This window comes from Oscillibacter sp. KLE 1745 (assembly GCF_000469445.2).
In the GTDB taxonomy this organism is placed as follows: Bacteria; Bacillota; Clostridia; order Oscillospirales; family Oscillospiraceae; genus Oscillibacter; species Oscillibacter welbionis.
Genome location: NZ_KI271675.1, coordinates 34,438 through 51,294, shown reverse-complemented (window position 1 = coordinate 51,294; position 16,857 = coordinate 34,438). Strand labels below are relative to the sequence as shown.

Sequence of the window (16,857 nt, the reverse complement as noted above, 5' to 3'; positions counted from 1 at the left end):
ACCCCTTTCACTACATTCTTTACCGCATCACTTTGTCGAGCAGTGCCTGATACCCATCGATCACATCATAAACAACATCACCGTTGCTAATAGCCTTAAAATGCTCTTTGGCACAATGGATCTTAGCTTTTTCAATATCACGCAGCTGCATAGATCGCATGGATCCCTTGGTTTCTGCCACAAAATAGATGTGCTTCACCATCCCCGCATAGAATGCGATGGCCCAGTCCGGATTGTAGCGTCCCATTGGCGTGGAAATATAAAACCCATTTGGCAGTTTTACATAGACCGCTACTTCCGAGCGAATGTCCAATTCTGTGGCGAAGTCCCGCTCGTTGGTGGAGTCATAGAGGATATGATCATAGAGGTGCTTATCTGCCTTCATCGCATTAGTCCCGAGGTGGCCCTTTAGCGTAGGCTCGGTGAACACATCGGTGTCGTAGCAGTCATCCAAAACATTGTAGGTGATATGCTGAATGATGGCAGTGGCCTTTTCATCGTTGATGAGGGCGGCTGCTTTGATAATAAACTCCTCTGGGTTCTCCCGGAACTGGTTGAAAACCAACGGCTCAATACCAGTTAGAATTGCAATGATGGCTTTGCGGGTAAGTCCTGTTTCATCCACCAATTTGCCGACCAAATCGTACTTGACGGCGCTATTGGCCCGAACTTGTTTGTCCTGTGAATACATCTCAGATTTTTTCTTAGAGAAAGAAGTCCCTTCCAGCAGAGAGTCCTTAGATTTGACTTCCTCCATAGATCCACTTTCCACCTTGAAGTAGATTTTAGAAACACGGAGGTTACGGTTCAGTGCGGTAATTGACTTCTGGATCAGTTCTTCGGTATTAAAATCCACTACATAGACGGATTTGCTGTTGATTTTAGACCAGAGAGCCTTGAATTCCGGCATGGCCAGTTTGTTCTGATCCACCTGCAGCTCCACATTGTTGCTTCGGGCATTCTCTGGCTTCATGACTCGGTCATTATAAACGGCATCCAGAATATCCAGGACAGATCCAGCACAGTCTGCGGCTTCTTCCGCAATTTTCACTTGGTTGTTAGCCTTATCTTCAAAAAATTTGTCTGTCAGAATGCCCTTACGATCCACATAGCCGTTAATAATCAGGTCATAGCAGATGGCTTGTGCGAGGGCCTCATCCACCACTTGTTCATTTCCAGAGGTATCCTGGAGGACTTTGCCCTTAAACAGGTCCGCCGTAACCGCACGGGGCCGGTCCGCCACAGCTTCCGCCATTTCAGACTGCAGGCCCTTTGCAAAACTGTCGTAGCTTTCACTGGCGATAACGGTCAGGATGTTGATATTGTGTACCTCATTGCCCAGAACATTGGCATCCATACGGTCTCCGTCCTGGTTGACGCACAGACGCAGCCCGCGGCCCACTTCCTGGCGCTTGCGAACCTCACTGCTGCTTTGCTTCAAGGTACAGATCTGGAACACATTGGGGTTGTCCCAACCTTCCCGCAGGGCGGAGTGAGAGAAGATAAAGCGCACCGGGGATTTTTTCGGATCACGGTCCAGCAGCCGTTCCTTGTTTTTCATAATCAAGTCATAGGCGTCAATATCGTCGGAGGTCTTTTCCTTTTTGTCTCCTAACTTACTGTCCGTCATGCGACCCTTTTTATCTACGGAAAAATATCCTGCATGGGTGTCCGCTGCCTTGATTGAATCCAGATACTTGAGATATTCTTCCTCGCCAACACCCAGTTGAAGAGTGGAGACAATATCGTTGTACTCCTCTTCAAAAATATCTGCAAAGATGCCATTGTAAGGCTGCCCCGCAGCATCATATTGCTTGTAGTGGGCCACCTCGTCAATAAAGAATAGAGAAAGAACCTTGATGCCCTTATAGAATAACTGCCTCTCTCGTTCGATGTGAGAGAGGATGGTCTCCCGAATCTGGATCCGGCGTAACTGCTCCTCACTGACCTTACCGACCACATCACCGGCATAGAGTTTGACTCCGTTTAGAAATTCCAAAGAGTCATCTCGCCCATCAATGGTCTTCACCACAAAACCGTTTTTATATTCCTCAAGCTTTGTGGTTTCACCGGAGTTGTCATAGAGGTTATAGCCGATCCCAACCTTGCGGGTGACCTTCCGAACCCCGGCAGATCCCCGGTAGTCAAACTGAATGGTGGCGGTGGGATCCGCCTTGGAGAGGTTGATCCCCTCCAGGTAAACGAAGCCGTCGGTAGCGGTACTGCCGCTCTCGGTGATTCCCTTGACGGCGATTTTCTTCACCAACTTCTTGTTATATGCCTCCATGGCGTCCAAACGATAGACCATATTGTAGATGCTGTCCGACTTATGAGTGGCGGAGTAGCGGAGCGTAAAGAGGGGATTGAACTCCTTCAGTCGCTCCTTGGTCTGCTTTCCCTCTACCGACTGGGGCTCATCAATAATGAGAATCGGATTGGTCCTGGCAATGATGTCGATGGGACGGCGGGAGCGAAATTCGTCCAGTTTCATGTAAATACGCCGGGCATCCTTGCCCCGGGCATTGAAGGCTTGGGAGTTGATAATCATCACATTGATAGAGCTGTCTGAGGCGAAGCGATCAATCTCCGTAAGCTGGGAAGAGTTGTAGATGAAAAAACGGACCTTTTTGCCGTACTCCTCCGCAAAGTGCTCCTGAGTCACCTCAAAGGATTTGTAGACGCCTTCCCGGATGGCCACGCTGGGGACCACCACAATGAACTTGCTCCAACCGTAGTGCTTGTTGAGTTCATACATGGTCTTGATGTATGTGTAGGTCTTGCCCACGCCCGTCTCCATCTCAATAGTCAGGTTGTATCGCCCCTCTAAACGAGCAGAGGGAGCAATCTGATTGGTTCGCTGGATCTTATTCAGATGCTCCAGCACCACCTGGTCATTGAGTTCAGGTACAATGGGCTCATTGCGCCAGCCGGTAAATTCCCGCTCCTCCATGGTAATCTGGTGCATCTCAGAACCACGGTCCATCAGGTATGTAGGTGTTAGGTAGGGCTGTCCGACGAACACATCCACTACGGCTTTGGCAGCGTCAGCCTGAAATTTTTGATGTTTGAATTGGAGTTTCATTGCTGCACTCCCTTATGTTGGTGTTTTAAAGACGGCTTCGAGAACATATGGTAATGCAATTTTTCCTACCTCAAAGCCCTTTTCTGCAATCCACTTCAGCACGCCTTGAGCTTTTTCCCATTTCGATTCCTTCGTTTTTTCTGCAGATAGTGATGCCAATTTCCCACACAAAATTTCTTTGTCCTCGTCCGACAGGGAGTCTTGTGGGAGCGAATTAATGTCAGAAACTGTTTGCTCGAGGGAAATAGAAATTGTGTTACTGGTCTGCTGGTGCACGTTTTGTGTAACATTTATTGCGCTATCGCTACCTCGAAACTCATTGTATAGCCCAGATAATAAATTTAGTTTATAGTTTTCAAGTTTAGCCTTGAGAATTCTGGCGTCACCGATATAGTCGGGTGATCTGGACAGCAAGGGCGCAATACTGTAGTTATCCAGCCCAGTCTTTATCCCGTCGATCTCGTAGTCATAAACACTAATTACTTCATTTTGCAATACTTTGGCCCCGGTCGTGTCATTATTTGCAACGACCGTTTCTAATCTCTCTATGTAATCCTCTAACATTTTTATTTTGTCTGTGAAAAAAACATTCATATAGCATGCCCTCCTTAAATCACCTTTACCCGGGTTTCGGGGGCCAGCAACTTGAAGATTTCGCCCACATTGATCTTCTCCGGGCTGGTGGCAAAACTGCTGTCACGGAACACAGCCCGGAGGGGTTTACGTCGGGCGATTTCTCGAATGACGCTCTCCGGCACATTTTCGTCAAAGCAGGCGATCAAATCGTCCTCATTGTAGGTATGGATAGTACAGCCCTCCATTTGTTCGGAGTGGTGGGGCATAGACAGGGGAAGTCCCCAGTCCAAAAGGCAGCCAAAGAGCAGATCTAGGTCGGTCCGGTCGCTTTTGATGTTGGAGGCCATGTTCTGGAGCATCTGCTGGCTATACTCCTGGGCGGAGTAGTAGACATCCTCCATATTGGTAGAGTCCAGTTTGAGAACACGGAAACCAATATCCAGATTTTGAGTTATGAGGAAATTTTTCTCTTTAATTTTTTCTCCTGACCGGCGGATGCGCTCCTTGCCGATCTCGCAAATGTTCTTATAACCCGCCTTATATGCCTCACTCTTTTCATCGCAAGGTTCTGGAAGTTGGACCATGATGAATTTGCGATGGCCGCCATCTTTGGCGTTGAGTTGCATGACAGCGTGGGCCGTGGTAGCGGAGCCGGAAAAAAAGTCAAGGACAATTGAATCCGTTCCTAAATTAGCAATTGTCAACATCCTATCTAACAATCGAACAGGTTTAGGGCCATCAAAAAAACCATTATTGTCAAAGAGTTTTTTTACTTCTTGCCGTCCTTCTTGGCTATGCCCGACATCAGAATATTTCCAAATTGTCATAGGCACTACACCTTCTTGAACTTCTGTCAAAAACTTTTTAACAGCAGGTACATTATCTCCATTGTCGCCAAACCAAATTCTGTTATCCAAAACAAGTTTTTCAAAATTCTCTTTTGAGGTATTCCAACATCTTCCCTGAGCTGGTTTTACAATACGACCACTTGGCGTAGTAATTGGGTAATCATATGCTGCTGAATAAGACTTTACTGTCATATCTGCAGCTTTCCACGGCCCTCGAGAATCATTGTCGCGATTAGTATATCGACTGTTCATCTCGTCGCTTCGTGGTAAAAGTTGGGGATGCCACAGTGATTTGTTTTTTGCATATAGAAGAATATAATCATGGTTATCGCTGAGCCATTTTGCATCATTGGCAGGGGCGTATTTTTTCTCCCAGATTATACTCGCAACAAAATTGGACGCTCCAAAGATTTCATCCGCAATTTTCCGAAGATCATTTACTTCCACATCGTCTATGCTAATAAAGATAACTCCATCGTCCGACAGCATATTTCTGGCCAGCATCAACCGGGGATACATCATACTGCACCAGTCGGAGTGGAACCGTGGATTGCTCTCCGAATTCTCCACAAAGTTCTTGTTGCCTTCTTCGTCAAACAGGCCGATCTGCTGGTCATACTCCTGCTTGTCCATCTCAAAACGGTCATTGTAGATGAAGTCGTGGCCGGTGTTGTAGGGCGGGTCAATATAGATCATCTTCACCTTGCCCAGGTACGCTTCCTGCAGGAGCTTCAGCACCTCCAGGTTGTCACCTTCGATGTAGAGGTTCTCCGTGGTGTCCCAGTTCTTGCTCTCCTCCGGGCAGGGGCGCAGAGTCTTGCGGATGGGTTTGTTGGCCTCTACGATGGCGGCTTTCTTGCCTACCCAAGTGAACTCATAGGCTTCGTCTCCCTCCAGTACTGCGTCAGACAGCAACTGCTTGAGCAGGTCAAAATTGACAGCCTTCTTTAGTCCGCCGTGGCCATCTGGTCCCTCAGTCACGCACCCGGGGAAAAGAGCGGCCAGTTTCTCTATATTCTGCGCCGTCAAATCCGGCGTCTCAAATTTCATGTGGTTCATCAGTTTTATCCTCCGCTGTTTCTTCCGGCGACTCCTTAGAATTCTCCAAATCTATTTTTAAATCTTGAAGCGTTTTTTGCAATTCAAGCAATGCGGTTGGTTCTCTAAATTCAGGTGTTCTTATGGATCCAGCAATTTTTTGGATTTCTTGAAGTGCTGGAGGAATGTCCATTTTAATTTTAGAAATTTGTTCAATATTTTTCTGGATTTGAGAGAATTCGTAGGAAGAAAGATATGTCTTTATTGCGTTAAATCCTGGAGAACTTGCAATACGTTTATACTCTTCAAGTGCTGCAAGCATTCTCGCGTTATTAAATGTAGAAATGGATGCTTGTACCTCAGCAAGCTGTTCTCGCCAGTCTTGTTTAGTAGTATCCATCTCTTTAATGGCATTTTCTATTGCAGTATTAAAATCTTGTCTATCTTCATGCTGTGGAGTTTTTGCTTTAGCAATAATGATTTTATCGATTTCTATGTCAAGCTGCCTATTGATCCCCTTTAGCAGGTTGAGCGCAGAATTATAGGATGCCGTTCCCATATTGTGTGCGTGCATAACATCATTTCGGAACTGTTTGACCTGTGTAAAGTCAGTACTTAATGAAGAAACCGCTTCATTTCCAATTAATCGATCCCAAAGTGTGCTTTCGGATATCTGCTGTAATGTTGCAAGTATCTCTGTTTTGGTGAACTGCCATGTTTTTTCGTTAATTGATTTTCTGACATCTTTAACGAATTGCGCATCAGAGAACAACAGAGTAAAAATTTCGCCTAAATCTTTACTTTCAAGATCCTTTATAACGTCTGTATCACCTGTGTCTTGGCTTAAAGCACTTTTTAAATAAAGTAATTTTCTTAACTTACGTTCAAATTCGTTGAAACGTGGATAAAGAGCCCTGTTGTAGTAAGCCGAGCATCCATTACTTAAGATTGTTGGATGAAAGTTGTCTACAACAAAGTCATTCACAACGGAAAGAATATTTGCATTTCTCTCATTTTCTCCATCCAGTGAAAATGTGGCAATCCAGCAGTCAGAATTTTCAATATCGTATGTTTTTACCTTAACAGATTTATATGTATAGTGTTCGACTTCATATCTATATTTTTCACCGCTGAAAAGGTATTCTTGTATCATAATAGCTCCTCCGACTGCTTTTTTAACGCTTTTAGCTCCGTATTTAACTCCACCTGCCGGTTGAGCTGTTTTTCTTTTCTGATCTTGTTTTCCAGTGCCGTGATCTGCTTTTGGAGCTGCTTCCGCCGAAGATCTCGCTCCACGGAATCCCGCAAGTCCTTCTCTCCGCTGGAGGCAAGGCTCTCTCCGGCGATCTGCCGGACAAAGTTCTCGTACACTGCATCCATGGAAAGGCCCTCTATTTTGAGGGGAAGCAGCTCCACGTCCATCCACTGTGTTTGATAGTATTGGCGGACCTGAAAAGCAGTACTGCCGGAGGTGGCCTCCTTATAGCCGATCCATGCCTGGTACTTCCTTTCATGCTCCAGCAGGAAAAGAATGTGGTAGGGGATCTCCCGGTCGATCTGGAGCAAGACAGTTTCATCCAGGGAGGGCTGGTTCAGGCAAATCTCCAGCACTTCCAACTCTGTGACCGTTTTACCGGGAGCCAGATTAGCCGTGGAGACAGCAATTTTGTTTCTCCACCAGATCATCCGGATTTGTTCCGTAAAAGACTTTTTCAGGGCGGGTGTCACCGATAAGTTCTCATAGAATTTCTGCTTGGGGATACGCTTGTTAAATTCCGTGCTTTTCGGCAGATTCAGCATCGGGACTCCCTCCTCCATTTATACCCCAAAAGGTCAAAAGCAGATGCTATTTTAGTAATTCATTTTCTCCCAAATATTTTAAGAACGCATCCATAATTTGCTCGGTCCGTTTTTGAATATCCTTTTCCGTGAAATCAGTTGCGGTTTCAGAAAGGCAGCGTAATTCATGGTTCTTTGTGCCCTCCTTTTGCTGGTTACGGCTATTAGTGAATCCTTGATAATATTTCACTTTATCCTCAAAGCGGTAATCCGCTGCCCGGATATTGATCCGCTTTTCAAGAAGCGCTTTATTACCCAGAGCTTCCAAATTCTTAACATCTGTAAGAGATTTATCTTTGTCATACCGGTTCCTGGCGTAAATATGTTCAATTTCTAATACAGTCTCAAGAGGAAAGAGTTCCTGCTCCTCATCCTCAAATGCCCACCAAGCCAGCATGGACTTCGTAATTGGTCTAATGTTGCTAAAGGTAAAATTACCAAACATACTCTGAACCTTTTCTGGTTCAAATTTGTACTCCGCAAAAGTTACAGGTGCTCCATTAACGATATTAACCATCTCTGCATACACCGGAGTTCGCAAAGCATTAACACCTGGGTTCGTAACCGCATACGTCCAGATAAACCCAGTAATTTTTCTAAGGAACTGATAGAACTGCTCTTCCTCAAGAAGACCTTCAGCATCTTTATTCTGCATAAAGAACACGGAGACGGCATAAGTCCACATTCCGTTAGGAGCATAATTTAAGACAAATAGGCGTCGGAGAATTCTGGAAGAAAAGCGATCTTTATCTTGATTGACTACATCTTCCCAGAACTGTGCAAGCGTAATCAAATCATTGAATGTATCTTCTTTTTTGAGAAGCGCATAGCCGTCTTTCTCATAAAACTTACGCAATGCTTCTGTAGTAGACGATTTAATCCCCGATTTTGCGCGGATATAGTACATATACCGTGTAAAAAGCTCATCCATAGGAGTTCCATTTAACGGGTGGAAAATCGACTCCGTCAGTTCTTCCAGCTCTTTCCATCGCTTTATAAAAATGTCTTTTTCTCCACGCTTGGAAAAATATTTATAGAACTGAGCCTTAAAAATATCAGAATCGGAGAGGGGCATGCCACGGTCATTTAGCGTAGAAAAAATTCGGAGTGCTGTGTCTTGCGATTCAGCTTCAATCGGGAGCAGAATACAGTTATTCATGATGCGAGTGGGCAAGTAAGCAAAATATGTTGGATATTTTGCCAGGAAGTCATCGATACAGTTTTGGAAAAATCGATAATTCGTGGCATACCTGCTCTTTTGGCCTGCTTTGATAACACCGTCTTTTAATATTTCGAGAAACTCATCCTTATCTTTATCGGTCGCAACCTCAGAATCAATTTTTAAGGCTGACATATCGGGCTTTCCAAATTCGTCTGTCCTCCAAATGCATTTTGCGATATCTTTGCTCGTTTCAACAGATGCTTCGTCCTTCATATGGCCAAATTTGGCATAGAAGGCGCGAAGAAGTAGCATTAGAGTAGTAAGCCGCTGCTGCCCATCAATCACTTCCAATTGACTGTTTTCGTTTTTATATGTGACAATAGGGCCAAGAAAATATTCGCTATTTCGATCAAATTTTGTTCGTCCTTCATCTGGAATTGCAAAAGTAAAAATATCATCCCATAAGGTTTGACATTCAGCCTCTCCCCAGGCATAAGGTCTCTGGTAATCTGGAATCAAAAAATCTGCTCGTTTATCTTGAAAAAGGTCTTTAATGGTCTTCTGATCGACATTTAATTTCGACACGGTTTCTACCCCCAATAGAGTAATATTTTCCCCTATGCTATTAGTCACTTAACAACCAAAAAACAAATTAATTCAAAATCATCCAGACCAGATACTTGAGAGAGGAGGGCGGTGGTGCCACCGCTCTTAAATAGGCTATTAATATCGTTTTCTTCTTTCACATCAACAATAGAGTTAACGGCTATGTTCAACAATTCTGACATCTCAGACATATTACGCCCGTCATCTGTCTCCTGATTAAACTTCCGGCACAGGTCGGAAATAGGCTCCATTTTCCCCCTGCACAGAAGACGGATAGTATCAAGCATTTGCTTAGGATCCAGGTAATCACAGTGGATTTCCCCATCCATGCCGACATAAACCATATAGAACGGATGAATACGGTTCCGGTTGTCCACATTGACACTGTCATTTACATTTCGGAGTACAAAGATGGCTCCGGCAGGGGCATCATCCCGGGCCGGAACTACAGCATGCATGCCGTGAGGCGTAGCCTCCACATCATGATGGTGCTTCATATACTCCAACAGATCTAAGCGGAATTCGTTTAGCCCAAGATCCATGATGGAAATTCCGGTGGTCATCTCCTCAATATCTACTACTTCCTCCTGAAGCCGTTTCAGCTGCTGACGACGATACTCCAGGTCGCCTTTCTCTTCCTCGTTGATCAGATCATCGTCGCCAGTGGAGGTCATGATGGAGATTTTCATGCGGGTCTCTACACGACTTTTCAGGTTAATGTACTCATCCAGATCCATGTCGGGCCAGAAGTTCACCAATTGGATCACCGAGTTCTTGCTGCCAATGCGGTCGATACGGCCAAACCGCTGGATGATTCGCACCGGGTTCCAGTGGATATCATAGTTAATGAGATAGTCACAGTCTTGGAGATTCTGACCCTCGGAGATGCAGTCCGTGGCGATCAGAATATCCAGTTCTTCCGTACTATCCTGCATTAAAATATCTCGTCCTTTGGAAACAGGAGAGAAGCAGGTAAGCACAGTATTCAAGTCAGCGCGTAGGCGGGGGATTGTGGTTTTCCCATCAACCGTTCCGGTAATCTCCGCCGTATTCAAACCAAATACCTGCTTCACGAAAGGAGCGACCTGCTGGTAAAGATAGTCTGCAGTGTCAGAGAAAGCTGTAAAGATAATCATTTTCCGATTTCCTGGGTTGATAGGATTCGCTTGCTTTTTCTGAATCATCCCCAGCAGTGTCTGCAACTTGGTATCATGTTTTGGAGTAATATCCCCAATCATTAGGGAGAGTAGCTGCAGGTTATCGGCATCTTTTTCCAACTCCCGCAGCCAGGAAAGGTAGTCCATATCTGCCAGGTCAATTTTGATCCGTTTTCCAACAGAGAAATAGTCGGTATTCTGGTCGTCCATATCAAACTCGTCGACATTTGCAAAGTCCTCAAGTTCCAGCAGTTTGCCACCGGACTGATAGGCGTGGATGGTTTCGATGGTGGACTGGATCAAATGATATACCCGATCAATGGTGAGACGGAAGGCATAGACAGAACTCTCCAGTCGTTTGAGCAAATTGATGCTCATTAGGCGACGGCTGCCCTCCTCACGTCCTTTTTGTGTTAGGCTTGTCCCTTTGTTATGGGTAAGTTCCTCGTATTTGGAGAGCCGTGAAGGCATGATATAGTAGGTGGGAGTGTAGATAGACAGATTGAGCGATATTAGTAGTTCATAGATTTGGTTGTAATTGATAGCATCTCCCAAGTCCGTCAGACAGGGGCGGAGGGAGATCGGTTTGAGCCGCTCTGGGAACTTGCCGATATCGGCAGTATCGTAATATTTCTCAATATGTCTTCTGGAGCGGGCAATGGCCACGCTGTCCAACACCTCAAAGAAGTCAAAATCCAGCATCTTGAGCAATGCATCGGTGGACCGCTCCTCAGCCGGAAGACGGCTCCATTCATTGAAAGCCTTTTGGGCCCGGCGAAAGATTTCATCAATAGTGGTACTGGTATCCAGTTTCTCATTGATTTGGGCAGAGTCTCCCTCATAGGCCAGCGCCAGTTGGTTTTTCAAGTCGATAAATCGATTGTTAACCGGGGTGGCAGAGAGCATCAGGACCTTTGTACGAACACCCGCGCGGATCACCTTATTCATCAGCTTCAGGTAACGGTTCTCTTTGGCGTCTTCACCGGAGATCTCTCCGCCGTTGCGGAAGTTATGGCTTTCATCAATAACTACCAGATCATAGTTACCCCAGTTCAGCCGATTCAGTTCAATTCCGTTGGATTTCCCGTGCTCCCGTGACAAGTCGGTATGATACAGTACATCATAACGCAGGCGATCCTCAGCGATGGGGTTGTTGATATAGTTACCCTTGTAGGTATTCCAGTTTTCAGACAACTTCTTGGGGCACAATACCAAAACTGATTTATTGCGGTTCTCATAATATTTGATAACTGCCAGTGCCGTGAAGGTCTTGCCCAGGCCCACACTGTCCGCCAAGATACAGCCGTTGTATTTTTCCAATTTATTGATGATGGCCAGCGCAGCATCCTTCTGGAAGTTATAGAGCATGTTCCAGATTTTGCTCTGTTTAAACCCGGTCGCCTCGTTGGGTAAGACATCTTCTGAGATATCTTCCAGGAACTCATTAAAAATGTTGTAAAGCGTAAAGAAGTAAATAAAATCCGGCGAATTTTCCCGATATGCGGTAGAAATGTTATCAAGAACAAAATCAGTGACATCTTGCAGCCTGTTTTTATCACTCCAGATTTCTTCAAATAATTTCAGAAAATACTGACCATTCTCATAAGATTCGGTTTTCTGGACAGGATAGTAGGCATTATTGCCCCGCTCACAGCCAAGATCCACAGTAGTAAATCCGTTGATAGGCATATAGGTACTCTCATCCACCGTCAAAAAGCCCATCATCTGCTCCTGAGTTACATTGGATTTGAAGGTCACCTTCTTGTGTACCCAATCAGCACATTCTTTTGCTATTGCCTTCTGTGTTAACTCGTTGCGCAGCTTGATCTCAAAATCTGTACCATACAAGCTGCGTTCCCGATTTAATCTGGGAATATAAAACTCCCGCTTCTCTTTGGGGAGCTTTTCCTGAATAAATGTTGGTGAAGTAAAAATAAAGCGCAATTGATCAATGCCGTCAAGTTGCTTTTTCAATTCCTGATAAGCATAGATAGAGAAGCAGGCAGCGGCAATAGATAGCTTGCTTCCTTTCTTTATGGAGGCCTGGAGATCCGAACGTACCGTTCGATTGATATTATCTAATATCTGCATAGTGACCTCCCTCAGCAATCAGAAGATTCAAGATTAATAGAGTTTTCTTTCCTTTTATGGTACTTCCCAGAAAAACCAATGTACTTTCCACTTTTGATTCGAGCATCAACAGGTTTTTGTGCGTCTTTTGGAATAGCCCAGCTACGTCCCAAACGCTCAACACCAGATATACGTCCAGATGCACAAAGTGCTTGAATTCGGCGGGGCCCAAGATTCCATTTCTTAGCTGCCTCCGAAATTGTCATGTAATCCATCTGGTTCCCCCTTAATTTATCAATGCAAACTTTGAGCTATTATTTGATAATACACGATTTAGCGAATAATATCAACATAATCCCACAAAGCTCTACAAATATTTTCCACATTGCGCATTCAGAAAAATGAATATTATAGTAGTCATATCAAAAGCGCTTCTTGAATAATGCCAGTATCATCTGGCGTTACTCAAGAAGCGTTTTAAATATATAGAAATTTTTCAAGAAAACCTGCTGTAGTACTGCTCCAACTTCTCATCGCAGATCCGCTCGATTTCCTGCTTCTCTTCGCGGGTCAGCTTCTTCCAGACAGACTCGTCCACCTGGATTACGCCCAGTGTCTTGGTGTGATGAAGCATCTGCATATCCTCGAACCGCTTGAACGGGTTAGACAGGATGTTCCGCTGGGCCTGGGCATCGGTGTAGCTGTCCTTAGCGTAGATGCTGTTGGCCTTCTCCACCACCAGCCCCGCTGCTCGACGGGCCTCGTAGAACTCCCGGAAGTAGGTGACGATGTCGCTGAGTTTCACCCGGCCCTTGTCGTCGGCAAACAGTAGCACCGCTTTGAGGAGCACCGGCTTGTAGGAGTAACTCATGTCCATCTGCCGCACCATATCCAGAAACAGGTCCTTGCGGTTGGAGTCGTCGATGAGGGTCCAGCCATACTGCTCCGCATATTTTCGGAGGGTTTCTTCTTTGAAATACTTGAAGGTCCGGTGCTCGCTCATGGGCACCACCAGATCGGGCACCAGCATGCCATCCCGGACATACCGCTCGATGGTCTCCGTCTGCACATCCACCCGGCGGACGAACTCCATCTGGGAGATCATTCCGGCGGCTTCCTCCTGCCAGTTGAAGATGTCCACCAACTCATAGTCCAGCGCATCCACCGGCCAGTCGATGAGGGCGTCCGGGCGTTCGCCCCGGTCGTAGAGGCCCTGCTCGGCGGCTTTCTGCCCCTTGGTGCCCAGCACCAGCGCACCGGGCTTGTACTCCTTCAGGCGGAACAGCCGGTGCATGGAGTATGGCATGTTGTACTGGCTGGCGTTGTCCACGAAGTCAAACACCATCAGGCTCTCCTTGCCGGGGAACAGCCGCATACCGCGGCCCAGCTGCTGGATATAGAGCACCTTGGACATGGTGGGCCGGGCCATGAACAGCACTTCCGTGGCTGGGCAGTCCCAGCCCTCGTTGAGGAGATCACAGGCGCACAACACCTTGGTCTCGCCCTTCTCAAATCGGGCCAGCACCTCCCGGCGGTCGCTGGCTTTAATCTCACCGGACACTGCTTCGGCGGCTACGCCAGTATCGTGGAGCCGCCCAGCGATCTCCTGGGCGTGCTTGACGGAGGCGCAGAAGATGACCGTCCGCTTGTCCTTCACATACTGGAGCCAAGTGTCCACGATGAGCTGGTTCCGCTCCGGCACATAGATCTTGCTCTCCAGATCCCGGATGTTGTACTGGACGCTGTTGAACCGCACCTTGGTCAGATCAATGTTCGTGTGGATGCGGATGCACCGCACCGGCACCAGCTCGCCGATCTCCACGGCGGTCTGGATGTCCAGCTTGTGGGCGGTGTTCTTAAAGATGTCCAGGATGTTCTTGTCGTCGGCCCGCTCCGGCGTGGCGGTCAGGCCCAGGGTGAATTCCGGCGTGAAGTAGGACAGGACCTTCTGGTACGTATCGGCGGAGGCGTGGTGGGCCTCGTCCACGATGATGTAGCCGAAGTCATCCGGCTTGAATCGTTCCAAGTTCAATGCCACACTCTGGATACTGCCGCAGACCACAAAGGCGTTGCTCTGCTTCATGCTCTCCACGTAGCGGCCCACCGTGGCCCGGGGCCACAGTTCCCGGAAGGTTTTGGTGGCCTGATCCACCAGCTCTACCGTGTGAGCCAGGAACAGTGTGCGCTTGCCAAATCGCTTGGCGTCCATGACGGCGGTCACTGTTTTTCCGGTGCCGGTGGCGTGGTAGAGCAGAGCGATTGTCTCAAAGTTGCAGCGCATTTCCTCCAGAGCTGCCAAAGCCTGCTTCTGGTGCTCCTTTAGTTCAAGATGGGAGCCGTCCAGGGACTTGCCCCGCTGGGTGGGGAGGTAGTCCTCAATCTCCTTGAAACTGGGGTGCTGGCCCAGGAATACCCGCAGTTCGTCCTTTACGGTCTCCGGCTGCTGCTGCATCTGCCGTACCGCCCAACGGTACACATCCCAGCCTAGGTAGATCATGCTGTTCTGCTTGAGCAGGTCGTCGAAAAACTTGTTCTGGGAGACCAACTTGGGGTTGTGGGAGGCCTCGTCATCGATCTCAATGGCCACCTTCCGCCCGCCGTTTTCAATCAGGAAATCGGCAAACCGGCTGTTCTGGTAAATGTCGGAGAAGGGGTACTGGGAGTAGAGATAGCCGGCTTTCTCGGCGCCGAAGGTGTCAGAGAACAGTTCGATAAACAGATCCTCAGCACTGCTGCCTGAGGCGGAGCGGTAAGCTGCCATAGAGATCACCTCACAATCAATATCCAAGTTTTTTCAGATGAGTTGAGACACTTCCGGGTGTTCTTTTCAAGATGTTTGCAATTTGCCAGATGTTATTCTTTATCCGAAAGTACAAGTCGTAGAGTTTCTCGCTTTCCTCTCTGGACCACGCTTTCCCGGTATTGGGGTATTGAGTTTTTCGACGTTCTTTTTTCTCCTTTTGAGCCGCCTCTTTCTCTTTTCTCTGCAGAGGCATAGGATTCGAGGGAACAATGCTCCAATACTGCCTTTAGCGCCTCCTGTACCACCTCGTTGGCGCAGCAATCTGACGGTGGAAGTGCTCTGCCTGTGAGAGGGTTAATACCGATGCTCAAATTTTCCACCATGGTTCTGGCCATCAAATCGTCTTTTTCATCCATCAGAAGGCTCCTTTTCCCACACTTCTTTCAAAAGGATTTTCTTTGCAAATCCACCCCGTTTGGCAGCCTTGTCTGCCCGTACTTGTTCTAACTCGTCCAATGTCCAGCCACGGGCTTTTACAACAGCCTGCATAACTTCTAAGAGGTCAGCTAATTCTTCCAGGGATTTGCTCTCCTGATATTCCGCCAGTTCCTCGTTCAGCTTCTGGTCCAGGAGAGCTATGTAGTCCTCGTTCGACAAGGTTGCGGAAACGCAGGTTTTCCCATCTGCTTCGATAATCTCCGGAATACGATCCCGCACCAGCTTATGATAGGCTTTAATAGGCATCCTTTAGCCTCCTCAAAATTTCCTCATCCGCAGGGCAAAACATAAATTGATCAATTTCATTCACTGTGATCCAGCGGATATCATTGTGTTCCAGCTTCTGAGGGGCACCTTCCCGGATAGCGGCATGGAACAGCGTCAGATGGACCGTCAGATCGGGGTATTTGTAGACCACATCCATAAACACCTCACCCACATCCAGCGTAACGGCCAGTTCTTCCTGGCATTCCCGGATGAGTGCCTGTTCTTTTGTTTCGCCTGGCTCAAAGTACAGTTTACAAGGGACTACACAGGGTAACGGTCTGACGGGAGGTGTGCCGCCCGTCAGATTTTCCATGTAATGTTCAAGCTGTCGCTTGTGGCGGCAACGGTGGTAATCATCAAATCCACCACCCGCCGCTTGTCGTCAAAAGATACGCTGTCCCATGTGTCGAGGTAGCCGGAAATCTGGTTGACCTGTTCCGGGCTGATGGCTTCCACCGTCAGCTCGGCTATCTGCTTCACAAGCTCCTGCTTGCGCCCGTCCAGTTCCGCTATCTTCACATTCACATAGGAGAGCAGGACATTGTTTGCACCCGTCAGACTGTCCACCAGCTTTTCGATCTCGCTGTCCACATGGAGAAGCTCCACTTGCAGGGCGGCGATTTTGGGGTTTGCCTTTGCCGCTTTCTTCCTGCCCGTCAGCGTCTTGTGCTTTTCCAGCTTCTTCACCATCTGCTGATAGACCACTGCTTCCAGTTCGGAAGTGATGATTTTCCCACAGCCCGGACAGCTTTTATTGTCCAGCCGTTTCGTGCAGCGGAGATATTGTTTGCCGGACGGATTGAAGATACTCATAAGCGCATATCCGCAGTTCCCGCACTTGATTTTCCCCGCCAGCCATGTGTGGGTGGCTTTCCGGGCGGACTGGATTTTCATGTTGTTCATCAGCTTCCTGCGGCACGCCAGCCATATATCCGCCGGGACAATGCCCTCATGGGGAGCCAGCACCAGCA

General features: G+C 47.3%; 13 protein-coding genes. All 13 read right to left on the bottom strand.

The features are described 5' to 3' along the window. Positions 1–19 precede the first annotated feature (19 nt). Positions 20–3,082, bottom strand: coding sequence for a type III restriction-modification system endonuclease (locus HMPREF1546_RS02125; RefSeq protein ID WP_021747553.1), 3,063 nt, complete (start codon positions 3,080–3,082; stop codon positions 20–22). Positions 3,083–3,094: 12 nt separating this feature from the next. Beyond that, a complete protein-coding gene (locus HMPREF1546_RS02120) occupies positions 3,095–3,676 on the bottom strand; it encodes a hypothetical protein (RefSeq protein WP_021747554.1) in 582 nt (193 codons plus the stop codon). Between the two features lie 14 nt (positions 3,677–3,690). Continuing rightward, positions 3,691–5,565 (bottom strand): site-specific DNA-methyltransferase, encoded by a 1,875-nt coding sequence (locus tag HMPREF1546_RS02115; RefSeq protein WP_036629352.1) that lies wholly within the window; start codon positions 5,563–5,565, stop codon positions 3,691–3,693. After that, on the bottom strand, positions 5,546–6,697 hold the full coding sequence (locus tag HMPREF1546_RS02110) for a hypothetical protein (RefSeq protein ID WP_021747556.1): 1,152 nt from the start codon (positions 6,695–6,697) through the stop codon (positions 5,546–5,548). The genes HMPREF1546_RS02115 and HMPREF1546_RS02110 overlap by 20 nt, the downstream gene beginning before the upstream one ends. Then, positions 6,694–7,344, bottom strand: a complete 651-nt coding sequence (locus HMPREF1546_RS02105) for a DUF4391 domain-containing protein (protein WP_036629354.1) — start codon at positions 7,342–7,344, stop codon at positions 6,694–6,696. The genes HMPREF1546_RS02110 and HMPREF1546_RS02105 overlap by 4 nt, the downstream gene beginning before the upstream one ends. A 46-nt stretch (positions 7,345–7,390) precedes the next feature. Further along, positions 7,391–9,130, bottom strand: a complete 1,740-nt coding sequence (locus tag HMPREF1546_RS02100; RefSeq protein WP_036629359.1) for a DUF262 domain-containing protein — start codon at positions 9,128–9,130, stop codon at positions 7,391–7,393. 44 nt (positions 9,131–9,174) lie between these two features. Further along, positions 9,175–12,399: a helicase-related protein gene (locus HMPREF1546_RS02095; protein WP_021747560.1), complete on the bottom strand. Its 3,225-nt coding sequence runs from the start codon at positions 12,397–12,399 to the stop codon at positions 9,175–9,177. An 11-nt stretch (positions 12,400–12,410) separates the two neighbouring features. Continuing rightward, positions 12,411–12,653, bottom strand: coding sequence for a helix-turn-helix domain-containing protein (locus HMPREF1546_RS18050; protein ID WP_021747561.1), 243 nt, complete (start codon positions 12,651–12,653; stop codon positions 12,411–12,413). A 221-nt stretch (positions 12,654–12,874) separates the two neighbouring features. Continuing rightward, on the bottom strand, positions 12,875–15,139 hold the full coding sequence (locus tag HMPREF1546_RS02085; RefSeq protein WP_021747562.1) for a DEAD/DEAH box helicase: 2,265 nt from the start codon (positions 15,137–15,139) through the stop codon (positions 12,875–12,877). A 92-nt stretch (positions 15,140–15,231) separates the two neighbouring features. Next, positions 15,232–15,537, bottom strand: coding sequence for a hypothetical protein (locus HMPREF1546_RS18620; protein WP_147629865.1), 306 nt, complete (start codon positions 15,535–15,537; stop codon positions 15,232–15,234). Next, positions 15,530–15,865, bottom strand: coding sequence for a nucleoside triphosphate pyrophosphohydrolase (locus tag HMPREF1546_RS02080; protein ID WP_021747564.1), 336 nt, complete (start codon positions 15,863–15,865; stop codon positions 15,530–15,532). Before HMPREF1546_RS02080 ends, HMPREF1546_RS18620 begins: the two co-directional genes overlap by 8 nt. Next, positions 15,855–16,199: a (deoxy)nucleoside triphosphate pyrophosphohydrolase gene (locus tag HMPREF1546_RS02075; RefSeq protein ID WP_021751635.1), complete on the bottom strand. Its 345-nt coding sequence runs from the start codon at positions 16,197–16,199 to the stop codon at positions 15,855–15,857. Before HMPREF1546_RS02075 ends, HMPREF1546_RS02080 begins: the two co-directional genes overlap by 11 nt. Next, positions 16,187–16,857: zinc ribbon domain-containing protein (locus HMPREF1546_RS02070; RefSeq protein WP_036636441.1), on the bottom strand; the 671-nt coding region annotated here is incomplete at its 5' end. The genes HMPREF1546_RS02075 and HMPREF1546_RS02070, both read right to left, overlap by 13 nt.